This is a genomic window from Rhodococcus sp. KB6 (genome assembly GCF_001445685.1).
Classification (GTDB): Bacteria; Actinomycetota; Actinomycetes; order Mycobacteriales; family Mycobacteriaceae; genus Rhodococcus_F; species Rhodococcus_F qingshengii.
The window spans coordinates 362,981-388,016 of record NZ_LNAK01000120.1; the positions used below are offsets into that span (position 1 = coordinate 362,981).

Below are 25,036 nucleotides of genomic sequence, written 5' to 3' on the forward strand. Positions count from 1 at the left end.
TTCACGTGACTACTTCCGCTGATACACAAGCATTCATCGCGTCCGTCATGGCCGGGCTGACCGGCCCCGGTGGTCCTTTCGAGATGCAAGTCGAGGATGTACTGGGCAGTTCGATGCCCGTCATGAAGAACCGCGACAAGGCACTCGGCGACGTGCTCGCTGCATCCTTCGACTACGGATCACGCGACTATCTGGTGACCAAGGACCGACGCTTCAGCTACCTCGAGCACGGCGAGGCCGTAGCAGCATTGGCGACGGCGCTGCGCGAGCGGTACGGCGTCCGCAAGGGTGATCGGGTCGGCATACTTGCTGCCAATACGCCGGAATGGGTGATGACCTTCTGGGCGGCTCAGTCCCTCGGTGCCATCGCCGTCGGATTCAACTCGTGGTGGGTGGCCCGCGAGGTGGCGTACGGCATCGATCACACCACCCCTACAGTGGTGATCGCCGACGCCAAACGCGCGCAGATTCTTTCCGAACTGAACACCGATGTTCCCGTGCTCACGATGGAAGAAGATCTACCTACCTTGTTGGAGAAGTATTCGGGTTCTGCACTGCCCCGCACGTCCGTCGACGAGGACGATCCGGCCGTCATCCTGTACACGAGCGGAACCAGCGGCCGCCCCAAGGGGGCTGTTCACAGTCACCGAAACGTGTTGGCCGTCATCGACTACCACCGCTACAGCGATCGCCTCGCTGCGGCGTTCACCGGCAAACCCAGCGACGGCCGACCGAGTGACTTGCGGTATCTGCTGACCGCGCCGCTGTTTCACATTGCAAGCCTGCATAACCTGGCGATCCCACGACTCGCGACGGGCGGAGCGGTGGTCATCCATCAGGGCGCCTTCGACGTCGACGAAGTCCTTTCCCTCGTCGAACGCGAGAAGGTCACCAACTGGGCGGTCGTACCCACCATGGCAACCCGTCTCCTCGAGTACGGCAGTCTCGAGAAGTACGACCTGACCTCACTGAGGGCTTTTGCACTCGCGTCTGCACCGTCATCTCCGGCCTTGCAGGACCGCCTGCGCGCACGCCTGCCTTTTGCGCAGCACACCTTGGTCGACAGCTACGGGCTCACCGAATCCTCCACCGGCATTTCAGTTGCCACACCACCGGAACTTGCCGCGTTCCCCGGAACTCTCGGCCGGCCGATCATCGGGGTGAGCGTGGAGGTGCGCGACCCCTTCGGTGTTGCAGTCCCCGACGGCGAGGAAGGTGAGATCTGTGCGCGCAGCGCCTATGTGATGTTGGGGTACTGGAACGACGAGACCGCGACTGCAGCCGCTATCGGTCCTGATCGATGGCTCCGAACCGGCGACTTCGGAGTGTTCGAGGACGGCCGACTCCGCCTGACGGGTCGCCGATCCGACCTGATCCTGCGCGGCGGCGAGAACGTCTACCCTCTCGAAATCGAGCAGACCATCGACGAGCATCCCGCCGTACTCGAATGCGCTGTGATCGGCATTGATTCGGCAGACCTCGGCCAAGAAGTTGCAGCCGTCGTCGTTTTGCGGAGTGAGGGAGCCGCCGGCGAAGAAGAACTACGCGACTACGTCGCCGAACGACTGGCTTACTTCAAGGTGCCGGTGAAGTGGAAACTGAGCACAACTCCTCTGCCCCGCAATGCAACCGGAAAAACGATACGTGCAAAGGTGGTTCTCTCATGACCTACGACGCCGTGATCAACAACGGTCTGTGGTTCGACGGCACCGGGGCCAAACCAGCTGTCCGCAATCTGGGTATCCGCGATGGGTTGGTTACTGCCATCTCCCTCGATCCACTCGACGAAACCGACTGTCCCCGTGTAATCGACGCGAGGCGCAAGTGGGTGATCCCGGGCATCGTGGACATCCACACTCACTACGACGTCGAGATCCTCGAAGGCCCGGCGCTGAGCGAATCTCTCAGACACGGGGTCACGTCGATCTTTGTCGGATCGTGTTCCCTGTCCACCATTCACGCCAGCCCCTCCGACGCGGGTGATCTCTTCGGCAGAGTAGAGGCAATTCCGCGTAAGCACGTCGTCGACGCACTCAACCGTGCCAAGACCTGGAACTCTGCGAGCGAGTATGTTGCTGCACTAGAGGCGCTTCCGCTAGGTCCCAACGTTGCAGCCTTCATCGGACACTCCGATATGCGGGCCGCCGAGATGGGACTGGATCGTGCTACCAGGAAGGACGTCCATCCCACAGACGCCGAACTCGCGTCGATGGAAGCACAGTTGACCGAAGCTCTCGACGCAGGATTCGTCGGGATGTCCAGTCAGCAATTGTTGTTCGACAAACTCGACGGCGAGACCTGCCGCTCACGCACGCTGCCGTCGACGTATGCAACCACGAAAGAACGACGCCGACTCAATGCGATCCTGCGCCGTCGGGGACGGGTATTTCAGGCCGGACCTGACCTCTCCAACCCGATGAGTACCGGAGCGATGGCGTTCTCCAGCGCGGGTATCTGGCGTAAGCGACTCAAGACGAGCATGCTTTCGGCGGCCGACATCAAGTCCAACAAGTTGGCCGTGGTGATACTCGGCCCACTGGCACACTTGGTCAATCGACTCGGCGGCGACCTGCGCTGGCAGCACCTACCAGTTCCCTTCGAGGTATATGCCGACGGCATCGACCTGGTTGTCTTCGAGGAGTTCGGATCCGGCGCTGCAGCACTGCATCTGACCGACGAGATGGAACGCAACGTCCTCATGCAGAGCGAGGATTACCGTCGACAATTCCGCAAGGACTACGACCAGAAGTTCGGTGTCAAAGTTTGGCATCGCGATTTCTTCGACGCCGAGATCGTGTCCTGCCCCGACGAATCCCTGGTCGGCAAGAGCTTCGGGCAGGTCGGCGTCGAACGTGGCGGCCTCCACCCTGTCGATGCATTCCTGGATCTGGTCCTCGAACACGGCACGAAAGTGCGTTGGCGCACAACCATCTCGAACCACCGGCCGGAGGTTCTGGACAAGTTCGCCCAGGACAATGGCGTCCAACTCGGGTTCTCCGACGCCGGAGCGCATTTGCGCAACATGGCGTTCTACAACTTCGGCTTACGCCTACTACGACGTGTCTACGATGCCCAAAAGGTCGGCCGTCCGTTCATGACCGTCGAGGCAGCGGTGCATCGTCTCACCGGTGAACTCGCCGAGTGGTACGACGTCGATGCCGGGCACCTTCGATTAGGTGATCGCGCCGACCTGGTTGTGATCGATCCCGCTCATCTCGACGATTCGCTCGACACTTATGCGGAAAGCCCGGTTGTGGAGTACGACAACCTCTCCCGCATGGTCAATCGCAACGACCAGACCGTCACCGCAGTGTTCGTCGGCGGCGAGTGCGTCTTCGGCGACGGAGAAGCAGCACCCGTTCTCGGCAACCGCCGAACCGGAAAGTTCTTGAAAGCAGGTGCCCATTAACACGTCCAGATTTGCCGGGAAAACAGCAGTCGTCACTGGAGCAGCATCAGGTATCGGTGCAGCCATCGCACTAAGGCTTATCGACGAAGGCGCACAGGTAGCTGGAATCGACATCGCTGCAGAGGGTTTGAAAGAGATAGCCTCCCAGCACGGCGGGGCCTTCCTCGCCGTTCCCACTGACGTCACCAAGGAATCCGATGTTGCCGAGGCCCTTGCCGCGGCGGCGGCGGAATTCGGCGGTATCGATCTGGCTTTCAACGTTGCCGGTGCGTCGAGGGTGGGGCAGATCGTCGACCTCGACGAGGCCGACTGGGACTTCACCATCGACCTGGTGCAGAAGGGCGTCTTCCTCTGCACCAAACATGAAGCGCGGCATATCCGAGAGCACGGTCGCGGTGGTGCGATAGTCAACGTGTCCTCATTGAACGCGCACGTGCCGAGCCCCTACGGGAGCGCATACGCGACAGGCAAAGCCGGAGTCGAGATGTTCAGCAAGAATGCCGCGATCGAACTGGCTGCGTCGGGGATCCGGGTCAATGCCGTTCTACCCGGCCTGGTCGACACGCCACTGGTCGCGCCGGTCATGAACTACGAACCCGCCCGCGACATGTTTCTCAGCCGAATCCCCATGTCCCGAGCGGCAACTCCCGACGAGATCGCGGGCCCCTGCCTCTATCTCGCCAGCGACGACGCCTCGTACATCACCGGAACCAGTCTGGTCGTCGACGGCGGCTGGGAGGTCTCGAACTACCCGGATCTGACGACGCTGGGCAACTAGTTCAGTTACCGGGCAACACACATTGAGTATCGAGGCCGAGGACGTGGTTGAGCCGGCCGAAGGCCAACCACGATCCGAGGCACATGCTCAACTCGACGATTTCTCGCTGGGAGTAGTGAGCGGTCATGCGTTCCCAGAACTCGTCGTCGAGCCCGTGGTGGTCGAGGGCGTATCTCTCGGCGTATTCGGCAGCGAGGCGTGTCCTGTCGTCGAAGGCATCGGTGGTGCGCCAGTCGGTGACAGCCTGATCGAACGTCGACTCCACAGTCTCGCCGTCACGCTCGGTGCGCCAGTCCTGACAGAAGATGCACCCGTTGATCTGAGCGATCCGGAGCCTGGCCGCCTCGAACTCACGGAGGCCGAGAGTTCCGTCTGTGTAGACCTTTTGGGAGAACCCGGCGGCCGCGGGTCCGATGCCGGGGACCATCTCTCCCCACACGTAGCCGATCGGATTCTTGCCTTCGGGTATGTCGATATTCATGTGAGTACCTCCGAGTTTCGGGCTCCGAGCTTGCCGACGCCGGGTGTGAGCGGAACGTCCAGCGCGTCGTAGAGACCGGGTTCAGCCTGACGTAGCCAGGGAATTGCGTTGACGAGACGTCCTACGGCCGTGGCATTTCCACCGGCCGCGCGGTTTCCACCTTCATCGGTGGCTTCGACGTTGATCTCGATTCGTGGTCGTCCTTCGACGATCACCTTGTGCGCGCCGTCGCCTCCGTCTGGCGGGAGCGGCCAGTCGCGGGCACAGGACGGATGAATACGCGTGACGTGTTCGATCACGATCAGGGGTTCCCCGCCGACGATTCCCTGAACCTCGAATCGCAGTGCGCCTTGGGTGCCGACCGCGAACTCCCCCATATGTTCGGTCGACACGGTTTCCTCGAGCGGGCGGCGCAGCAAGGTCTCGCGGATCTCGTCGAGTTCCACCCCGAGTGCCCGGGCGATGAGCCGAATCTGCCCGCCCCAGACCATGGTGGGTACGGTCGGCGCGACCATGGGAGGTTCGTAGTCCATCGGCTGACCCATCCCGATCAGGTAGCGGACAGAATCCGGCTGTTCGTAGGTCGTGTAGTCGAAGATTTCCTGACACCGGATCTGGTCGATTGTCCCCGCGAGCCCGCTGACGAGAATCGGCAGGATGTCGTTGCCCCAGCCTGGGTCGATACCGGAGACGAACAGAGCGCCGCCGCCCGCCTTAGCAGCAGCTTCGACGGGATCACGAAGTTCGGGAGGCGCAGATTTCGGGTCGTACAGCGCATATACGGACGGCGTGACCACCACAGCTCCGGCGGCCAGTGCCCGCGTGATGTCGGCAACCGCGTCGTCGGGCCGAATGTCGCCGGACGCCGCGTAGACCACCGCGCCGGGAGACGCTGCGAGCACGGCATCGGCGTCGTCGGTAGCCGCGACGCCCAGGTGCACTCCCAGATCGGCGAGGTCACCGGCGTCTCGCCCGACCTTCTCGGGGTTCGCAACGATGACGCCGACAAGTTCGAGGGCCGGATTGGCTGTCACAGCGCGAATCGATGCACGCCCGACGTTGCCGGTACCCCACACGACAGTCGGAATCTTGGACTCGGCTTCATTCGAAACTGCACCCATCAATCGGACATTACCCAGCTCAGCGCGTCAGGTCAGCAGAACTGCAAGAATTCGTTTCACTTCATCCGGTCAAAAATGCCATTGCCTGCGCAGTCAGTGCGCCGTCACCCCGCCTCCGGTACGTCTCGGCGGGTCGGCCGTTACCTGGTCTGCTCATCTCGCCGGTACTTTCGAGCGCGTCGAACACCTGCCGGCGGAAGCTGTCCTTCTGGAACGGACGATCGAAGATCACCTCGTAGAGTCCCCGAAGTTCGGCGACGGTGAACGTCCCGCCCGACAATCCGTCCGGATCCACGTACGACGCATACCTCGTGCGTAGGTCCGTGACCGCGAGTCGCACCATGTCGGCGTGATCGAATGCGAGTCCGCTCACTGCCTCGTCGTCGTACACATCGACGAGAAGCGCCGAATCGGGCAGTGCCGATTCCGGTAGGCAAGCCGTGTGTGCGACCGACAAAACCCATCCACGGTCGTCGCGGTCCGGTCGGTCGAAGATCGCCAACTGGTGGAAGCTCGTCTGGGCCAACTCTGCCTTGACCGACAGGGCACGATCGGCTGCGGCCGTGAGCAATTCGCGTTCGTGCAGAAATGTTCCCGGTAGCGCCAGCGCACCGAGACGGTGCCGAACCACCAGAACTTTCAGAGATCCACCGCTGTACGTCAGCACCGCGACGTCCACTGCCACAGACGGACGCGGATAGTCCGTCAATCCCTTACCGCTCGTGCCTGTCCATTTATTCACCCTTGCATGTTATCTCAAACATGATCTATGGTTAGCGCAAAGTTGATCAAACGATCATCGCGAACCGAAGAGGTGGCCATGAAACTCACCGCACAGCAGTCCGATCGAGCGGCCGGCGTTCTGCTCGGCACCGCAGCAGGAGACGCGCTCGGCGCCGGCTACGAATTCACCTACCCGAAGGCCGAGGTCACGATCGACATGATCGGTGGCGGCCCGTTCGACTGGGCGCCGGGAGAATGGACCGACGACACCTCGATGGCAGTTGCGATCGCCGAGGTGGCCGCTACCGGAATCGACATCGGAAGCGCTGACGGTCTCGATGCCATTGCAGCACAGTTCATCCGGTGGTACGACTCGAAGCCCGCGGACATCGGCAACCAGACGCGAGCAGTGTTGTCCGTCCGCTCCGAAAGCGCAGCGGCGATGGCGGATTGTGCGCGAGCGATCAGCGGCCGCAAGGCCGGCAACGGCTCGCTCATGCGGACTGCTCCCGTCGCCCTCTCCTACTTGGACGATGCAGAAGGTGCCAGGTCGGCAGCGCACCGGATCAGTTCACTCACGCACGACGACCCGCGTGCCGGACAGGCGTGCGAGTTGTGGACCCATGCCATCCGCCATGCCGTTGCCTCCGGCAACTTCGACGGTGTTCGCGGCTTCCTCTCCGTTGCCGATCAGGACGTCGCCGAATACTGGGGCCCGCTGCTCGATCAGGCCGAAACCGGGAACCCGCAGGACTTCTCCAAGAACGGTTGGGTGGTGCATGCACTTCAGACTGCTTGGTGGGCAATCACTTCCACGGACAATGGCGATGCTCGCCACCTCCAGTACGCATTGGAAGCGGCAGTAAGAGCCGGCGGGGACACCGACACGACGGCGGCCATCGCGGGTGGCCTCCTCGGCGCCCGCTGGGGAGCGTCGGCGGTTCCCGCCCGTTGGCGCCGAATCATGCATGGCTGGCCGGGATACCGTTCCTCCGATCTGATTCGCCTGGCAATAAAGACCGCTCGCGGCGGTACCGACGACAAGAACGGATGGCCGTCGACGGCAGAACTCGACTACTCGAGGTTTCGCGGAACCCACCACCTGACGACGCACCCGCACGACGACGGCGTCATGCTCGGCGGCGTCGATGCGGTGTCCACTGCAGACTACGACGCCGTGGTCAGCCTGTGCCGCATGGGAACACGACAGGTCGCTCCTGATCACGTCGAGTTCTGGTTGGTCGACGACGGTCTCGATTCCAACGCCAACCTCGAGTTCGTTCTCGACGACGCAGCGCGCACCGTCCAGGCGTTGCGGGCCGAGGGAAAGCGCGTACTCCTCCATTGCGTTCAGGCGCACAGTCGCACGCCGTCGGTTGCAGCGCGATACTCGATGTTGATCGGACGTGATCCCTACGACGTACGCTCGGCTATGCCGTGGGCTCGCCCGAAGCGTGAACTCTGGAACACGGCAGTCGGAAACGCGTCCGTCGGACACACAGCCGTCGGATACACAGGAGGATCCATGCCCGCTATTACAGTCGTCGAAGGTGACATCACGACGCTGACCGTCGACGCCATCGTCAATGCGGCCAACTCCAGGCTCCTCGGCGGCGGCGGTGTCGACGGCGCGATCCACCGTGCCGGGGGACCGGAGATCCTGAAGGCTTGCGAGGTATTGCGCAACACCAGCCTTCCCGACGGCCTGCCGGTGGGTGCGGCCGTAGCCACCACCGCCGGAAAGCTGCACGCCAAGGCCGTGATTCACACCGTCGGCCCGAGGTATTCGCGCTCCGAGGATCGTTCCGGTCTGCTTCGGTCGGCATACACCCGCAGCCTCGCCGTGGCCGACTCGATCGGCGCCCGTACCGTCGCCTTTCCGTTGATCTCGGCAGGGGTCTACGGCTGGCCGAAGGAAGATGCCGTCCGACAGGCCGTTTCAGCGATTCGCGCGGCGAAGACCGAGGTCGAGACGGTCACACTGGTCGCATTCAACAAGGAGACGGCAGACCTGATGCGCCGCGCGATCGCCTGACCGTTTACCGGGCCCACTTCACGCCACGTTAAAGCAGTGCAGAGCGGTCGGAGAAGTGGAGAAATTTCACCGGTTGGACGTTTGTCCAACAATTTGTCCGAATCGCATATTCTGCGGCTCGCTCTGTGTTCTACTCCTCTCCAGGGTTTGAGCTGGTAGTGAGCAAACGACGAGACGTATTCGATTCTCTGTCAGCTCGAGGCCGGTTCCCGGACCCGGCTTCAAGCCGAGAGCTCGATCTTGTCGAGCGCTACTCAAGGAGAATGTGAATGGTGTCGACGTTGATGCGCCGAGGAGTGGGGGTGGCCGCGTCGTTGACCGGATGCGTTGCCCTCGTGATCGGCGGAGCCGGAGTCTCGTCCGCCGCTGATGTGGACCTTCCGTTCACGGCATCGTGCCACGGGTGGCAGTTCCCCGGACCGATCACGCACAACGAGACGCGTGATTCCGGCGTCACGATCAGTGCGCCGGCCGTGGTCCCGCCGAACTCCACCTTCACATACCGCCTCGCGCCCAAGCCGATGACGGTCCCCAAGGACGGTTACGACCTCAGGTCCGTCGTGAACTGGACGCGTCTCAAGTTCGATTTCGACATCCCTGCAGGCACCTCCTACGTGGGGGCGCAGATCGTGGCCGGCACCAGCTCGAATCTGGGTGGGGTCGCCCCGACGATCACGCGGGTGAACGATGCCGGTTCACCCGATCCGAATGGGACGCATCTTCGTATCTCCGGCAACAACATCACGGCGGGCAACGGACCCAACACCGACGACAACGGCGGCGGCGGAATCGAGGTCGGTGGAGGAAAGACGTTCCAGCTCCCGGCAGTCGACGTCACCGTCACGTCAGGGGCTGTCGGCACCCAGATCAAGCCCATGCTGCGCGTGTCCGACTCCAACTCGGGTTCCTACGACAGTGCCGCCAACTACCTGACCTTCCTGCAGCAGGAGACCCTGCTCGGCGGCGTCAAATACTGGCTGACCACCAATTGCTCACCACGCGACAATCGTTCGGCCGGATTGAACGCCGGCGGCCGGCCGCTCGCCGTGATCAACGTCGACTCCAGCCTCGCTCAGACACAGACGCGAATCGACGCACCCGGTAAGGCCGTCGTCGGTGACTCCGTGGAACTGACGGCAACGGTCACTCCGTGGCCGTCGGGAGGAACAGTGCAGTTCCGTGACGGAGGGGTCGACCTCGGCGCTCCGGTGGCCGTCGTCAACGGCGTCGCGAAGGCCAACCGCACGATGACAACAGCGGGCGACCACAACATCACGGCGTACTACACGGGATCGGCCGGTTTCATGGAGTCGATGTCGGGCGCCGTGACGATCAACGTCGTCGAACCGTCCGAGCCCGAGCCTGGCACCGGTAGCCTCGGCAGCCTTGGTACCCCCGGATTCGGGTCGTGAAAACTGTGAACAGAAACCAGGATTCGACGATGAACTCGAAACTCCTACGCGGCTCTGCGATTGCAACCGTCTCGGTACTGGCCGGCGGCTTGTTCTCCATCGTCGGCGGCGGGATCGCCTCGGCTGCCCCCGAGACCAAGAGCGTGGCCTTCACAACTGCATGCCATGTGCGCGAGATGGACGGTGTGGCAAGCCCGATCACGTTCAACGAGACACTCGGCTCGGGAGTCACCATCACCGCGCCGACCACCGCGGCACCAGGTGAGACCGTCACCTACCGCGTGCAGCCGAACGAGATGAAGGCAAACAGCGGCGGTCATGCCAGCCGTGGAGTCGTACATTGGGCCCGGATCAAGTACGACTTCGACATCCCGTCCGGCGTCGAATTCGTGAGTTCCCAGCTTGTGGCGGACAGTGCGTACGGCCTCGGATCCGACAGTGCCACTCCGACAGTCACACGGATCGACGACGGCGGTAATCCATCGGCATCCGGTACGCACCTGCGTATCTCCGGATCGAATCGGACCACCGGAAACGGTCCGTCCTCCGCAGTTCGATCGAGTGACGGCATCATCGTCGGTGCCAACACCAAGTTCCGACTCCCCGCAGTCGACGTCACGGTCAAAGCCGGTGCGGCCGGTACCGAGATCAAGCCTTCGCTGAGGGTTTCCGATCCCGGTTCCGCCAACTACGACGACGACCGAAATGCGCTCACATTCGTCCAGCGCGAAAAGGATGTCTTCACAGTCAACTACTGGGAGCGCTACAACTGCTCCCCGCGGGACAACAGGAACTCCGGCCTCAACGCCGGTGGGCAGGCCCTGACCACCATCTACGTCAGCCAACCGACAACCACCACAATCCAGATGCCCGGCTCGATCCAAGCCAGCACACCGACCGAGCTTGTCGCAAAGGTGGATCCGGCTCCGGTCAACGGAAACGTGCAGTTCAGGGTGGACGGCGCCGACGTCGGTACACCGGTCACTCCGGGCGCCGACGGCACTGCCCGGCTACCGCATACCTTCTTCACCGCCGGAACCGCGCGGGTCTCCGCAACGTTCCAGGGCGTCAACGGATTCCAGAGTTCCAACTCGACCGAGGCGATGGTGACGGTGACTGCCGCACCTGTCGTCAAGCAGACCGACACGGCCGTGAACGTTCCCACCGATGCTAAGACGGGCGTTTCGGTGTCGCTGAGGGCGCAGGTCACGCCGACACCCACCGGTGGCACTCTCCAGTTCAAGGACGGCGCTGCAGATATCGGCGCTCCGGTCCCGGTGGGCACTGACGGCAAAGCCACTCTGGAACATGCCTTCACCTCGGCTGGATCTCATGCCGTCTCGGCCTACTACTCCGGCGCAACAGGATTCATGCCGTCGATGGCACCCGCTCAAACGGTCACCGTGTCTGATCCCGCACCGTCCGATGTCACCACCTCGACCTCACTGGCAGCTCCCGCGACGACCAAGCAGAATGTCGCGGCAGAACTGTCCGCGACGGTCACCCCCAACCCCGGCGGGGGCTCGGTTCAGTTCTACGACGGCGACCAACCCATCGGACAGCCCGTTGTCGTCGGAGTCGATGGAGTGGCGCGACTGACGCACACTTTCGCATCGACGGGCGATCATCGGATCAAGGCGTCATACGCCGGGCGAAGTGGATTCACACAGTCCGCGTCGGACGAATCCGTCGTCAAGGTTTCTGCTGCGCCTGACGACGGCGGGAACGGCGGTTCGGGCAGCCTCGGTTCACTGGGCGGTCTCTTCGGTTCCTGATCGAATTCTTCTCGACACTGTTGCCGCTGCACCGATTCGGAGCAGCGGCAGCAGCATGTCGCGGCCGTGGTCATAGAACTGATTGATTTATCGATGGAGCACAAGTGTCCAGGAATTCTCTTTCTCGACGGTCGTTTCTCGCCGCCGGGGTCGGTGCAACTGCAGTCGCCGCTACTTCCCTTCTGCCGCCGTCGCTTCAACGTGTACTGGCGACACCCGCAAACTCCGGCGGGCTCGATTCGATCGAGCATGTAGTCCTCGTCATGCAGGAGAACCGATCTTTCGACCACTACTACGGCGCGCTGAGGGGTGTTCGCGGCTTCGGTGATCCGAATGCGTTGCGTCTACGCAGCGGCAACAGTGTCTTCGAACAACCCGGTCCTACCGGTCCTGTGCTCCCCTTCCCCATCCGCGATTCCGCTGCGGCACAACGCATGGACACCCAGAACGTGACCGGACTCGACCACAGCTGGGCGGGCGGACATGCCGCACTCGCCGACGGCTGGCACGACGGTTGGATCGCGGCAAAAACCAGTACGACAATGGCGTACTACGACCGGCAAGACATCCCGTTCCATTACGAACTGGCGGACGCGTTCACGATCTGCGACGCCTACCACTGCTCCGTACCGACATCGACGAGCCCCAACCGGAACTATTGGGTCTCTGGATACACCGGATACGAGCCACTTTCGCCTAATCCGACCGAGTCGGTCCTGCCTTCGGATCCGCCCGGCCCCGAGGGAAGAGCTGTAACCAATGCGGCCTACAACCCCTGGCACGCCGGCTACGGATGGACGACGGTTCCCGAGCGGTTGCAGTCCGCCGGCATTTCCTGGAAGACCTACCAGGAGTGGGACAACTTCGGAGACAACAACCTCGAATACTTCACTGCCTTCAAGAAAGTGGCGGCAGGGCTGCTTGGCCGGCCAAGCCTGCTCCCCTACGAACTGCAGACCTTGGCCGGGTTCTATCTCGCCCTGCCGTCGATGCCGGCGCCGGTCCAGGACGCAGCGGTACTGGCCCTCGAGAATGCTGCAGACCAACTGTCGCCTGCTGATCGCCAACTCTACGATCGCGCACTGTACCGATCCCGGCCCGGCACACTGGCCGCCGAGTTCAGGAAGGACGTCGAGTCGGGCCGACTGCCGCAAGTCAGTTATCTCGTTCCGTCCGAGGTGGATTCGGAGCATCCATCGGGTTCCTCACCTGCGGCGAGCGCAACACTGCTCTATCAAGTGCTCGACGCCGTCGCCTCCGATCCCGATCTGTGGGCGAAGACGGCCGTGATCGTCAACTTCGACGAGAACGACGGGTACTTCGACCATGTACCGCCACCTCGACCACCGCGCTCGGTCGAAACCGAATGGGTCGGCAATCAGCCGCTCGGCCTCGGCCCGAGGGTGCCGATGACGATCATCTCGCCGTGGACTGTTGGCGGTTTCGTTTGTTCACAAGTGTTCGACCACACGTCCGTCACGCAATTCCTGGAGAAGCGGTTCGGAATCACGCAGCCGGAAATCGACCCGTGGCGACGCACGGTGAGTGGCGACCTGACGTCGGCGTTCGACTTCGCCAACCCGCGTAGCCGACCGACTTTGGCGCGCCCGCAGCCCACTCCGCCTCTGGAACCACGGTGGACACCGACCCCACCCACCGAACAGAGAATGCCCCTGCAGGAAAGCGGCACTCGACCAGCACGGGCCCTTCCCTATCAGCCCGACGCCTACACGACGGTGAACCCGGAAACCGACTCGTTGACGGTCCATCTGGTCAATGCCGGTGCCGCATCAACTCACCTGGCCTTGTACCCGTACGCAGGTGAGTTCGACGAGCCACGGCATTACGACCTCCTGGGTGAGGTCGATGACACCGTTGCGCTCAGTGATCGCGTCTACAGCCTGACCCTGTTGGGTCCCAACGGTTTCAGGCGCGAGTTCAGCGGAGCTACAGACAGTGCGGCAGCCTCGCTCGACGTCTCGACAACTGTCGACGCAGGGACGCGCACGCTTGTACTGACGGCGACCAATTCCGGAAGTCGTGCACTGACGGTCAATGTGGACGGAAACCGACGCAAACTCGCTGCCGGTGCACACTCTCGGTGGACGGTGCGTTCGGTGGACGGCTGGTATCAGGCCGCCGTGACGGTCGACGAAGATCCTGAATTCAAGCGCGTGCTCGTCGGACACATCGAAAACGGGCGGACCAGCGTAAGCCAACCGACGTGAATCGACACCGAGCGTTCAAGCCCAGGGCCGAATCCCCATTCGGACAAGTCAATCCATCCACACACCCAGAAGGAGTTTCCGTGCGTCGTATCCCGCTCTCAGCACTGATAGTCGCGGGCTCACTGATACTGGGCGGCGGAATTGCCGCGGCTCAGGGCAGCCTGCCCACGTCGGGGAGCGCCGATGGCACGTCGGTGCCACCGTCGTACCTGACCGACGACGCCGGGCGCTCCTTGATCCTGCGAGGGTTCAACACGGCGTCGAGCGCAAAGAGCGCACCCGACGGCATGCCGAAGTTCACCGAAGCCGATCTCGAGCGCGAACATGCCGACATGGGAACAAATTTCGTGCGTTTCCTGATCTCCTGGCGTTCGGTGGAGCCAGAGCCGGGACAGTACGACCAGGAATATCTGGACCGCGTCGAGGACCGAGTCAGCTGGTACGCCGAGCGCGGCTACAAGGTCATGCTCGACATGCATCAGGACGTCTACTCCGGCGCGATCACACCAGAGGGCAACAGTGGCAACGGCGCCGGCAACATCGGCAACGGCGCGCCGGCCTGGGCGACCTACATGGACGGCCTTCCGGTCAGCCCTCAAGACCGGTGGGAGCTGTACTACGTCCAACCCGGTGTGATGCGTGCATTCGACAACTTCTGGAACACCACCGGCCAACATCCCGAACTGGTCGAGCACTACGCGAACGCCTGGCAGGCGGTGGCCGAACGTTTTGCAGGCAATGACACCGTCGTGGCATACGACCTGATGAACGAGCCGTGGGGCGGTTCCCTCCAAGGCCCCGCCTTCGAAGGTGGGCCCCTCGCTGCCTTGTATCAGCGAACCACCAACGCCATCAGGGAAGTTGATCAGGACAGCTGGGTGTGTGTGGCCCCGCAGGCCGTCGGCGTCAACCAAGGTGTCCCCAGCGGGCTCACGAAGATCAACGACCCACGAGCCGGCGAACAGCGAATCGCCTACTGCCCACACCTGTACCCGCTGCCCCTCGACCTCGGTGACGGATACTCCGGCCTCTCACGCACACTCACCGACGCGACCATCGACACCTGGCGCGACAGCGTCGAACACATCGCAGGCAACGTACTCGGCGGCGTTCCGATCATTCTCGGCGAATTCGGGCTCGACACAACACTGCCCGGCGCAACCGACTACATCGACCGCGTCTACACGACCGCCCGAGAACTCGGCGCGGGTGTCTCCTACTGGTCCAGTGATCCAGGTCCTTGGGGCCCGTACCTGCCGGACGGATCGCAGACACTCCTCGTCGACACCCTGAACAAGCCGTATCCGCGAGCCGTCGCGGGCACACCCACCGAATGGTCCTCGACCGTTGACCGCCTTCAGCTGACGTTCACCCCGAACCCCGCGGTAACGGCACCGACCGAGATCTACCTACCCGAAAGCGGCTTTCCCGGCGGCGTCGACGTCGCGGGCGCCGACATCGTGAACTGGAACCCCCAAAGCCGTCTTCTCACAGTGGAAACCGCGGACGACGCGGGCCCCGTCACAGTCACGGTGACGCCGGCAAGCTGATCGCGGGCGTCGAGATTCCTGGATATTTGTCCAGTTCTTTCGTAACGTACAAGCGACGGGTGATCAGCCGACGGAAGGCGAGTATGTCCACGGAGAAGATGTCTGTCCAAGATCGTGTTGCGCGGGTGCTGCTCGATGTCGTCGGCGCCTTACCGACCGGCGCGCAGCGCATTCTCGGTGGCAAGCCGAAGGAGATCGACGGGCAGACTCTGCACCCCGAGATCCAGCTTGCGCTGAGATTGCTCTCAGCGGTCGAAGGTACGAGCTTCGAGCATCTTCCGGTCGAAGAGGGACGGGCTCAGATCGACGCCGAATCGCGACTGTTCGGCGGTACGCCCATCGACATCGAGACGGTACGTGACCTCGAGATCCCGGCCGGGGATCACGCGATTCCGGCTCGGCTGTATCGCCCGGCCGGAGTCTCAACGCCCGCTCCACTTTTGGTGTACTTCCACGGCGGCGGGTTCGTCCTCGGCAGCCTCGAGAGCGGCGACAGTGTGTGCCGCTTCCTGGCCCGCCACGGCGAGGTCAGTGTGTTGTCGGTGGACTACCGGTTAGCACCGGAGTTCCCGTTCCCCGCCGGGGTCGATGACGCCGTCGCCGCATTCCGGTACTGCGTCGAGCATGCCACAGAGCTGGGTGCAGATCCGAAATCCATTGCGGTAGGCGGAGACAGCGCGGGTGGGAACTTGGCTGCCGTCGTCGCGCAGTCCACGACCGAAGACGACGTCAAACCAGTATTCCAACTGCTCTTCTTCCCCTGGGTGGACCTTTCGTCGAAGCGCCCTTCGCACAAGATGTTCGGCACCGACTTCTTTCTCACCGACGCCCAACTCGACTGGTATGCAGCCCATTACCTGTCGGGCGGCGCTTCGGCTCTCGACCCGCGAGTCTCACCGCTGCTCACTCCGGACCTGGCCGGCCTACCGCCCGCGTACGTTGCCGTCGCCGGTTTCGACCCACTACGCGACGAGGGTGAGGAATACGCGAACCGGCTGCGAGAGGCCGGAGTCCCGGTTGCACTCAGGCGTCACAGTGGATTGATCCATGCCTTCGTCAACACCACCGGTGTCGGCCATACCGGTCAAGATGCGATGTTCGAGGCCTGCGGCGCTCTGCGGGTTGGACTTTCGGGCCCGCACTGAGGGCAGGGTCACGAAACGGGGAGTGCCAGATCCGCCCACTCGACCATCGCTTCGAGCACGGAGCGCAGTTCCATCCCCGTCGCGGTGAGTTCGTACTCCACTCGCGGCGGCACCTCGGCGTAGGCAGTCCGGGTCACCAGATCGAACTCCTCGAATCGCTTGAGTCTGGCGGACAGTGTCCTGGGACTGATGCCGGGCAATGCGCGTCGTAGTTCCGTGAAGCGCATCGGGCCGTGCGTGAGCTCACGAACGATCAGCGTTGCCCACGGTCCGTCCAGAACCAGCAGAAAGCGCGCGACGCCGCACTCCGGAAGCTCGTGACCTGATTCACTCATCGATTCCCCATTAGTTCACTTGAAGTAACTGGTTCCCAATCTGAATTATAGGCGTCATGACTTACACAGTGCATGGCGCCACCGGCGCACAGGGTTCTCCCGTTCTCGCGGGATTGGTCGCGGCTCTCGCCGGATCGACAGGTGCCGAAGTCCGAGCAATCACCCGCAACCCCGACCAGACGTTCGAGGGTGCGAACACCGTCGTCGCGGACAATGCGTCAGTCGACTCTCTCGCCGACGCTTATCGCGGGGTAGACGGGGTGTTCTTCCACCTGCCACTCGCCGGTGACACCGAGACGCTAGCTGGTTACGCCCACAACGTTCTGGCAGCAGCAAGAGTGACAGGTCCTTCGCGGTTCGTGATCTCTACCAGCGGCACGGTGACCCGCGACGCTACTTCGCCGCTTGCCGGTCCCAACACACCCGTTCTCTCCGAGCTCGTCGACGGACTCCGCGCCGAAGGTATCGCGGTGACCGTCCTGACCCCGCGTTTGTTCCTCGAGAATCTTCTTCTGCCCACCGTGCTGTCGGGGGTGAAAGACGAAGGGGTCCTGCGTTACCCACTGCGTGCCGATCTCGCGGTCGCATGGAGTTCACATCTCGACGTCGCTGATGCAGCCGTTGCGGCCCTGACTCTCGACGTAGCACCGGACGCGGTCGACATCGGACAGATTCCGGCGATCACCGGCATCGAACTGGCCGAGGCATTCGCCGAACACTTCTCGCGCGCGGTAACTTTCGAAGCCGTGACGCCCGATGCCTTCGGTGCGTCGATTGCGCCGATCATCGGAGGGGGCGCAGCAGCCGGGGTTTCCCAGCTCTACACGGGACTCGAATCTGCCGACAGCGTCGCGTTCGACTCCGCGACGGGTTCTGCCGTTGCCTTGGGCATCGTCGCCCGCAGCACCCGGGCCTGGCTGGTAGATCTCGGAGTGAACTGACCGGAGCAACGCAATCGGCCGGCTCCGCGAAGTATCGCGTGGAGCCGGCCGATTTCCGGGGTTACCGGTGCGTGCGGGTCTTCAACTGGCGGTTCAGCTGCCGACTCCCGAAGTCCAGACCGGCACCGTCACTGGTGGCCAGCACGGTGAGTCCAGCGGCGACCAGCAACGAAATAAGCACAACGCTCATGGTGAGTCACCTTTCTTCCTGTCGTGAAACGGTTTTGCGCCTCCGGGAAATGTCGACATATCCGGCACCCCACTTCAGCTGACCTCAAAGTATCTGTAACTATGGGTTACGCGCAATGTGTGGTCCCTCACCTGAAAGCGCAGGGTGATGCGCAGATCACGCTGCGTTCGACGGCGGACTTACCTGGCCAGAACCATATTCACGAACTCGTCGGCGAGCGCCTGAGCGTCCGCACCGCTGCCAGGAACCACATCGGGCGCACTGTGTACCAATTGCATCTGCCCCAGGTACATCGAATAGGCAAGTACGCCACGATGTTCCGCTTTCTGCCTGTCCATCCCCAGATCGACCAACAACGTCACGATGTAGGTAACTCGACGCTCGGTGACACGTCGAACCGCCGCCGAAACCAAAGGATGGCCGATCCCGGCAAGCAGTTCCAACTCCGCACGGCGACCGGCCAATCCGGTCGTGACCGAATCCACCAGACGACGCAACCTCACCTCCGCCGGTTCACCAGAGGACTCGACGGAGGAGATCAGTCTCTCGGTTGCCAAAACTTCCCACCGGCCGAGCGCAGCTTGCAGCAATTCGTCGCGGTTGGCGAAGTGCCAATAAAAGGAACCCTTGGTCGATCCGAGCGTGCGCGCCACCTTTTCCACTGCAACTGCATCAGGCCCATGGCTTGTCAGAGCCTGGAAAGCTGCATCGATCCACTGGTCACGAGAGAGTCGGGCGCGGGCATTCGTCACCTCCGTACGGTACCGTATGGGTAAGTTCCATACGGCACCGTACGGAGGACGAAATGACACTCGCTTTCAAGGCAATGCCTGCACCGGACTGGGCAGAAGCCACCACGATCACCATCCCGTCTGTTCCGACCCATACATCCGAGGAGTGGGCGCAGGCAGTCTTCGACGTCAGGAAAGTCCCCGCACCCGTCCTCGCGATGTTCTGGCTCAGGGAGCGGATAGTCGGACTGCTCGGCATCGCCAAGGGACGCCCCGACACCTTTGCCGTCGACAAGATCGCCGACGGCGAGGCCCTCATCGAAGCGGACGAGAAACACCTACGATTCGTCGCCTCGGTTCAGGCCGACAACGACGCCGGCCTCCTGCACGTCGTCACCGCCGTGGAGCTGAAGAACCGCGCGGGCCGAATCTACTTCGCACCCGTTCAGGTACTGCACGGCGTGATCACGCGGGCAATGATGACGTCCGCTCGAAAGAGACTGTGCACGTGATCAACCGTCCGGACCGCCCTTGAGTTCGAGGCTGATCTGATCGGCATCCAGCGCGGCAAGTGCCGATCCGAGCATCCGTGCGTCGAACACGCCATCGTCACGTGCGTCGAGCAGTGCCTGACGCTGCGCGTCGATCACGTCGAGGCGGATCCTCTTCTTCGACCGACCCTCTGGCGGAACGACACTCGCAGCAGCATCTTCGAGGAGGTCGAGCAACCTGCGATGCTCGTCTAGTTCGGATTCGGTGAGATCCTGCGAGGCCGGACCGGTCGCCACTACGACGCGCTTCAACGTTCCTCCCTGAAGGATCAACGAGCCTGCTGCCACCAGGAACGCAACCAAGATCAGGAGCGATCGACTCGGGGTGTCTTCCGGCAGAGTCTGCGCTGCAGCCAGAGTGACCGCCCCGCGCATGCCGGCCCAGATGACGATCGTGCCTTCACGCCATCCCAACGGCGCAGCAAGGTAGTAGTCGATATCGGCAACCGTCCGCCGAACCCGAACCTTGAACCTTTCCATCTGATTCGCCGAAGGTGCCCGGCGCCTGCTGCGTCGTTCGTCTGGCGGGTAATCCTCGGGATTGTCGAGGCGATTCGCGATGTCGGAGAGTCTGGGTTTCATGCGTTCACGAAAATTCGCCCGCGCTTGGAGCGCTCGCAGGAGCGGGGCCACGTACAGAGCCCGCACCAAGATCGTGAGGAACAGTGCACCCGCCGCCACGAAGACCGCCGTGGATATGCCCTCGTGGTCGACCCGGACATCGTCGACTATCGACGAGAGTTCGAGGCCCATCACCAGGAAGATCGCACCTTCGAGGACCAATTCGACTGTGCGCCAGTTCTGGGAGTCGGACAACCGATGACGCGGTGACAGCTTCCGAGGAGCGTCGTAGCCGGTGACGAGCCCGGCCACGACGGCAGCAACCAACCCTGACGCACCCAACTCTTCGGCGGGGATCGCCGCCAGAAACGGCACCGTGAACGAGATGACCGTGTTGACCGTCGAATCGGTGACACGGGCGCGAACCATCAGGTTGACCTTGCCGACGACAACTCCGATGACCGCGGCCACGACGACGGCAAAAGCGAACTTGCCCAACACACTCCACAGCGACACCGATGCGGCGGCCCCGGCGATGGCAGTACGCAACAGAACCAGAGCGGTGGCGTCGTTGAGCAGGCTTTCGCCTTCGAGGATCGACACCACCCGCGGCGAGACCGGGAGTTTCTTGACGATGGACGTCGCGACGGCATCCGTCGGGCTCACGATCGCACCGAGTGCAATGCCCCACCAGATACCGAGTCCTGGTATCACCCAGGAGAAGAACACACCGAGAACAAGCGCACTCACGACCACGAGCAGAACGGAAAGCCCACCGATGGCACCGAACTCACGCCGAAACTCCATCGACGGCATCGAGACCGAGGCGGAGTACAGCAGTGGCGGAAGCACGCCTGCCAGAATCCATTCCGGGTCGATGTCCACTGCTGGGACAAATGGTAAGAGGCTGACAACGATCCCGGCCATCACCAGAATCAACGGTGCTGCGACTCCGATCCGCGCTCCGAGCGTCGAGGCCGCGACGATTCCGAGCAGACCGAGCACCACGATGATCAGAGCGTCCACTGCGTCCCCCTGTACCCCCGGATTTGTGTCTGGCTCTTTCTACACCTTTGCCGGAGACGGGGGCGAGACCTGCCAGGCAACGGCGATCAGAACAACCGTGAACGCCGATGCGGGCCACAGAGCGTGAAGACCGATCCACCGATGAACGAGCGCACCGACCACCGCGCCCGCGATCAACCCCGCGCACATCCCGAAGTGCTGCAGCCACGCCCACTTCGGGCCACCCAGAAAGGCTCCGGTCAGACGCTGGCCCATCTTGACCAGCGCACCGGTCATGTACGTGACACCGATCGTCACCTCGCCGTCGCGCTGGAACACCGAGTTGACGGCTCCCATCGCCAAGGCCATCGCCGAGATCGCGCCGGGGGTGACGTCGAGGCTGCTCATCACCGAACCGATGGACAGCAGCCCGGCTACAACCGCGAGCACCGTGACCTTGCGAGCCCGGACCGAATAGCGCTCCGTGAAGTGGGTGACGACGGTTCCCAGCGCGATTCCCAGGAGGAAGAGCACGATGATTCCGCCGGCAACTCTCGCGGTCGACCACACCCCGTCGGCAAATGCGACGCTCGCCTGCGTCATGTTGCCGCTCATGAACGAAACGAAAGGCCCACCGAGCGTGATGAATCCGAGCGCGTCGACGTAACCGGCCAACCCGGCGAGCGCTGTCGCCAGGCCGATCAGCGACCTGCTGTATCCCGTCACCCGACGAGCTCGGTTCAGCTCAGCTTGCTGGTGCGCAGCTCGTGGCCCTTGGACGTCTTGCAGCGGCCGGTCTCGAGATCCCACTGCCAGCCGTGCAGATCGCAGGTGAGGTTGGTGCCGTCGACAACACCGAACTTCGACAGGTCAGCCTTGAGGTGGGGGCAACGACGCTGAATCTCGTACCCGCCCAACTCGATAGACGCGCTGTCGTCGTGGGCCTCGGCGAACCAGCCGTCGGCGTACGCGATGCGCTCGTCGGTGAGGCACTTGAAGAACGTGTAGAGGAATTCGTTGTACCCACCGATGCGCCACGCCGTGAAGCGTGTCGACAGGAAGATGGTGTTGACCCAGTCGGGCTCGTCGTCGCGCAGAACGGTGCGAACCAGTTCGGGAGCGATGCGGAAGCCGTAGCGGTACTTACCTTCTCCGTCGATGGGCTCACGAACGATCCGCTTCGGGAAGTCGAGGACGACCGTCTCCTCTCCCATCACGAGTCCGACGGGGTAGCCGATTCCGTCGCAGATCAGATCGGACTGAGCCATGATCGGCTCGAACTTGGCCTTGAGACCGTCGAGCAGCGGCTCGCCTTCGGCCGGAGCCCACGTGGCCTTCTGCGCGGCGATGACCGGTGCCATCTTCTGCGCCATCTTCTCGATGTACTCGGCCTTGTTGGAGAAGATCTTGTCGACGTCTGCGTCCGGGATGGGATGCGTCAGCGCGACCTTCTCGCTTCCGCGAAGTTCGACGGCCGAGCCGGGGATCATCAGCAGACCACGATCGTTGCCGTTGATGCGCATCTGCTCGAGGAACGTGATCTGGTCGGGGAAGATGTTTCCCTCGTCGCCGTGATCGTCGTTGAGGTAACGCAGGTCGTCGTCGAGGAAGACCGGCGGGCCGGCCGACGGAACAACCCAGGCAGCGTCGACCTGGGAGATGTAGTTGCGGCAGCGGTCCATGCCGCGCTGACGCTTCTGCTTGCCGAAGTTGCGCTTGGTGCCCTTCGGGATGTCGTAGACCATCGGGTACCAGATCGCGCCCGAGTACTGCAGCAGATGGATGTCGACCTTCCCGAAGGCGTCGGTCAGCGGGTCCAGATCGACGGGCCTGGCGTCGTTCATGTTGAAACAGGTGGTTTCCCCGTCCGAGACGACGAGGCCCGAGTCACCGATCGGACCGTCCGCGGGAGCGCGCAGAGCGATGATCATGATGTCGAGATCGCCCTTGGGACCGCTGACGGTGTGCTTGACGGAGTCTTCCGTCTCGAAGAACTTGTGGAAGCCGAGCTTCTCGAGTTCACGCTTGAGGTCCGGCACCGGGTAATCGGGGAGCAGGACTGTGGCGTCCTTGTTGACGTGCGCGATCAGATTCTTCGGATCGAAGTGGTCCTTGTGCAGGTGCGAGACGTAGAGGTAGTCGCAGTTGCCCAGCGCGTCCCAGTCCAACTCTGTGTTGTCGGGGAACGGAACCCAGGACGCAAAATACGTCGGGGTCACCCATGGATCACACAGGATGGATCCGGCCTCGGTCTGGATGTGAAATCCTGCGTGGCCGACGCTGGTGATCTGCATTGCAACCTCCGAAATCGTACTGCTGGTCAACTCAGCATAGTCGGCGCGATCAGGGCCAAATCGCGATCGAGGAGGCGGCCGGTTGTGACGTCATGCACGTCAGAGGTCGAAAGTGGGTTGTGAATCAGACCTGCCGGTGACGCGGACAACACTCTCTGTGCTGGCGTGTTCGCCGTATTTCTTGGCGTTCGCGGGAGCTGTTTCAGCATTCCCGAAGACAGCCCCTAAGGCTAACCTAACAAGCATGACTCGACTCCTTTCTCCCTCCACGACCGATCGCGACTACTGGGCGATCGTGGACAACCTGACGCGACGCGGTTTCTTCGGCGTCGGCGCGGGCGTCGCTGCGGCCGCGTTTCTCGCCGCCTGCGGCAGCACGGAAAGTTCGACGCCCGAGAACGCGGAGACCTTCGAGTTCACGCGCGGCGACGAGAAGCTGATCATTCCGACGGACCCACAGAACGTCGTTGCCCTCGATCCGCGGGACGGCCTCGAATTGTCGATCCTCGCCGGATACCCGGTGACCGCCTACCCGACCGGCGCAGCCGAACACCTGCGCCGTGAGGTCCCGGATGCCACGGGTGTCGAGATCTTCGCCGAAGGTGCTTCCGATCCCAACTTCGAATACATCTCGACTCTCGGCGCCGACCTTCTCGTCCTCAGCGCCGGCTGGTGGGACACCGGGTCGTACGGCAACGACCGGATGCAGCAGATCGCACCGGTCCTGCCCGTCGGCAAGGACTTCACCCCGGAGTGGCGGAAGGTCATGTCGGACTTCCTCACCGGCATCGGGCGCAGCGATCGCGCCGAAGAAGTACTCGCCGAGTACGACGCCCATGTAGCTCAGGTCCGCCCGACCGTCGAACCGCTGATGGCCGGCAAGAAGGTTGCCTTCGTCGCCGCCGCGGAGGATCAGATCGCGTGGTTCCAGAACGATTTCCGCACCGCCGTCGCCGAGGACCTGGGATTCGAGGTGCTCCGTGAAGGCCCCGACCTTCGCGTGATGCTCGGATCGGAGCAGTTCAACCGTCTCGAAGAAGCCGACGTCATCTTCGCCTTGGATCGCAGCGCCTCCGGCAGCGTGTACACCTCGCCGACGTGGCAGCGTCTGCCCGCCGCGCAGGCTGGTCGAGTGATTCCCTTCGACTACTACAAGGCCGCGGGATACGCCTTGACCGCCAAGGTTCTCGTCGACGACTTGGCGGCCGGGGTCAAGCGGTAGAACCCGACCTTCGTCGACCCGACGGGGCCCCGATCATTCGGCACCGGCGGCTCGTCCTGTCACACGGTCCCGAAACTCGCGGAACGCTTGGAAACCACCGGTGAGCGCCCGCGCCAGTTCCTCGGCGCTGTCGACCCAGACGACGTCCTCCAACTCGGAAACGTCGTCGGGCTCGTGATTGCGCTGGGGAACGAGAAACGTCGGGTCACCCTGAGGGTTGACGATCAGGAACCCAGCCGCCGCGCAGAGGTCGTAGACGAACGCGCACTCGGCAGGCGACAGCGTCGCGTGGAAGATTCCACCACTGAGTGGATCGCTCTGCTCGAGCGAGTCGAGATGAAGGTCGGAGAAGGCCCCGTCGATCGTCAATGCCCTGTCGTCACGGTCGACGATCTCGCCTCCGTACGGGCTCTCGACCACGCGCAGCCCGTGCTGATCGAGGAAAGCGGCGACCGCCGCCCGATCAACATCGAGTTGCACGTCCTTCGTCACCCGCATGAAGTGCAGCGAGAAACCCATCGATCCCCCTCGTCCATTCGCGACGCACGT

22 protein-coding genes are annotated in these 25,036 nt (G+C 62.9%); 12 read left to right on the forward strand and 10 right to left on the reverse strand.

Features of this window, described 5'->3' with window-relative positions; all coding sequences use genetic code 11:
- The first annotated feature begins 5 nt into the window (after positions 1-5).
- From ASU23_RS18080 to ASU23_RS18090, 3 genes are read left to right on the forward strand one after another with little or no spacing between them, the layout of a single operon-like run.
- Complete coding sequence (locus ASU23_RS18080; protein ID WP_058038402.1) at positions 6-1,667, forward strand: class I adenylate-forming enzyme family protein; 1,662 nt, start codon at positions 6-8, stop codon at positions 1,665-1,667.
- Entirely contained in the window at positions 1,664-3,409 is a 1,746-nt protein-coding gene (locus ASU23_RS18085) for an amidohydrolase family protein (protein ID WP_058038403.1), read from the forward strand. Before ASU23_RS18080 ends, ASU23_RS18085 begins: the two co-directional genes overlap by 4 nt.
- The gene (locus tag ASU23_RS18090) at positions 3,399-4,187 is read left to right on the forward strand and encodes an SDR family NAD(P)-dependent oxidoreductase (protein ID WP_030536188.1); all 789 of its coding nucleotides are present in this window, start codon (positions 3,399-3,401) and stop codon (positions 4,185-4,187) included. The genes ASU23_RS18085 and ASU23_RS18090 overlap by 11 nt, the downstream gene beginning before the upstream one ends.
- Before the next feature lies 1 nt (position 4,188).
- On the opposite strand, the gene ASU23_RS18095 is transcribed toward ASU23_RS18090, so the two are convergent.
- From ASU23_RS18095 to ASU23_RS18105, 3 genes are all read right to left on the reverse strand, one after another.
- Positions 4,189-4,668: a carboxymuconolactone decarboxylase family protein gene (locus tag ASU23_RS18095; protein WP_019745891.1), complete on the reverse strand. Its 480-nt coding sequence runs from the start codon at positions 4,666-4,668 to the stop codon at positions 4,189-4,191.
- Complete coding sequence (locus tag ASU23_RS18100; protein WP_007730283.1) at positions 4,665-5,789, reverse strand: dihydrodipicolinate reductase; 1,125 nt, start codon at positions 5,787-5,789, stop codon at positions 4,665-4,667. Before ASU23_RS18100 ends, ASU23_RS18095 begins: the two co-directional genes overlap by 4 nt.
- 61 nt (positions 5,790-5,850) lie before the next feature.
- Positions 5,851-6,531 carry an NUDIX hydrolase gene (locus ASU23_RS18105; RefSeq protein WP_058038404.1) on the reverse strand — a complete coding sequence of 227 codons (681 nt, stop codon included), beginning with the start codon at positions 6,529-6,531 and terminating at the stop codon, positions 5,851-5,853.
- Between the two features lie 78 nt (positions 6,532-6,609).
- Between ASU23_RS18105 and ASU23_RS18110 the strand changes: the two genes are divergently transcribed.
- The 6 genes from ASU23_RS18110 to ASU23_RS18135 all read left to right on the forward strand — a co-directional run bounded on the left by ASU23_RS18110 (position 6,610) and on the right by ASU23_RS18135 (position 16,657).
- Positions 6,610-8,547, forward strand: coding sequence for an O-acetyl-ADP-ribose deacetylase (locus ASU23_RS18110; protein ID WP_058038405.1), 1,938 nt, complete (start codon positions 6,610-6,612; stop codon positions 8,545-8,547).
- A gap of 269 nt (positions 8,548-8,816) precedes the next feature.
- Entirely contained in the window at positions 8,817-9,959 is a 1,143-nt protein-coding gene (locus ASU23_RS18115) for an Ig-like domain-containing protein (protein ID WP_030536192.1), read from the forward strand.
- Between the two features lie 29 nt (positions 9,960-9,988).
- Positions 9,989-11,734, forward strand: coding sequence for an Ig-like domain-containing protein (locus ASU23_RS18120; RefSeq protein WP_228401465.1), 1,746 nt, complete (start codon positions 9,989-9,991; stop codon positions 11,732-11,734).
- Between the two features lie 104 nt (positions 11,735-11,838).
- Positions 11,839-13,962 carry a phosphocholine-specific phospholipase C gene (locus ASU23_RS18125; RefSeq protein ID WP_058038407.1) on the forward strand — a complete coding sequence of 708 codons (2,124 nt, stop codon included), beginning with the start codon at positions 11,839-11,841 and terminating at the stop codon, positions 13,960-13,962.
- Between the two features lie 80 nt (positions 13,963-14,042).
- On the forward strand, positions 14,043-15,512 hold the full coding sequence (locus tag ASU23_RS18130; RefSeq protein WP_058038483.1) for a cellulase family glycosylhydrolase: 1,470 nt from the start codon (positions 14,043-14,045) through the stop codon (positions 15,510-15,512).
- An 83-nt stretch (positions 15,513-15,595) separates the two neighbouring features.
- On the forward strand, positions 15,596-16,657 hold the full coding sequence (locus tag ASU23_RS18135; protein WP_082661428.1) for an alpha/beta hydrolase: 1,062 nt from the start codon (positions 15,596-15,598) through the stop codon (positions 16,655-16,657).
- A gap of 8 nt (positions 16,658-16,665) precedes the next feature.
- Here the strand turns inward: ASU23_RS18135 and ASU23_RS18140 are convergent, their stop codons facing one another.
- Entirely contained in the window at positions 16,666-16,992 is a 327-nt protein-coding gene (locus tag ASU23_RS18140) for a helix-turn-helix domain-containing protein (protein ID WP_007730275.1), read from the reverse strand.
- 56 nt (positions 16,993-17,048) lie between these two features.
- On the opposite strand from ASU23_RS18140, the gene ASU23_RS18145 reads away from it, so the two are divergent.
- Complete coding sequence (locus tag ASU23_RS18145) at positions 17,049-17,933, forward strand: SDR family oxidoreductase (RefSeq protein WP_058038408.1); 885 nt, start codon at positions 17,049-17,051, stop codon at positions 17,931-17,933.
- Between the two features lie 61 nt (positions 17,934-17,994).
- Here the strand turns inward: ASU23_RS18145 and ASU23_RS35115 are convergent, their stop codons facing one another.
- Together ASU23_RS35115 and ASU23_RS18150 are read right to left on the reverse strand one after the other, a co-directional pair.
- Positions 17,995-18,123, reverse strand: a complete 129-nt coding sequence (locus ASU23_RS35115) for a hypothetical protein (protein WP_003943237.1) — start codon at positions 18,121-18,123, stop codon at positions 17,995-17,997.
- 179 nt (positions 18,124-18,302) lie between these two features.
- Positions 18,303-18,875 carry a TetR/AcrR family transcriptional regulator gene (locus ASU23_RS18150; RefSeq protein ID WP_050654987.1) on the reverse strand — a complete coding sequence of 191 codons (573 nt, stop codon included), beginning with the start codon at positions 18,873-18,875 and terminating at the stop codon, positions 18,303-18,305.
- 53 nt (positions 18,876-18,928) lie between these two features.
- On the opposite strand from ASU23_RS18150, the gene ASU23_RS18155 reads away from it, so the two are divergent.
- Complete coding sequence (locus ASU23_RS18155) at positions 18,929-19,366, forward strand: DUF2867 domain-containing protein (RefSeq protein ID WP_058038409.1); 438 nt, start codon at positions 18,929-18,931, stop codon at positions 19,364-19,366.
- Here ASU23_RS18155 and ASU23_RS18160 read toward each other — a convergent pair whose 3' ends face one another.
- From ASU23_RS18160 to ASU23_RS18170, 3 genes are read right to left on the reverse strand one after another with little or no spacing between them, the layout of a single operon-like run.
- Positions 19,367-20,992 carry a sodium:proton antiporter gene (locus tag ASU23_RS18160; RefSeq protein ID WP_054781195.1) on the reverse strand — a complete coding sequence of 542 codons (1,626 nt, stop codon included), beginning with the start codon at positions 20,990-20,992 and terminating at the stop codon, positions 19,367-19,369.
- 39 nt (positions 20,993-21,031) lie between these two features.
- The gene (locus tag ASU23_RS18165; RefSeq protein WP_003943143.1) at positions 21,032-21,697 is read right to left on the reverse strand and encodes a YoaK family protein; all 666 of its coding nucleotides are present in this window, start codon (positions 21,695-21,697) and stop codon (positions 21,032-21,034) included.
- A gap of 14 nt (positions 21,698-21,711) precedes the next feature.
- Entirely contained in the window at positions 21,712-23,265 is a 1,554-nt protein-coding gene (locus tag ASU23_RS18170; RefSeq protein ID WP_003942885.1) for an MBL fold metallo-hydrolase, read from the reverse strand.
- Between the two features lie 244 nt (positions 23,266-23,509).
- Here ASU23_RS18170 and ASU23_RS18175 point away from each other — a divergent pair, with 244 nt between their 5' ends.
- A complete protein-coding gene (locus tag ASU23_RS18175) occupies positions 23,510-24,487 on the forward strand; it encodes an ABC transporter substrate-binding protein (protein WP_003942949.1) in 978 nt (325 codons plus the stop codon).
- A gap of 33 nt (positions 24,488-24,520) precedes the next feature.
- Here ASU23_RS18175 and ASU23_RS18180 read toward each other — a convergent pair whose 3' ends face one another.
- Entirely contained in the window at positions 24,521-25,006 is a 486-nt protein-coding gene (locus ASU23_RS18180) for a hypothetical protein (RefSeq protein WP_042922885.1), read from the reverse strand.
- Positions 25,007-25,036: the final 30 nt, after the last annotated feature.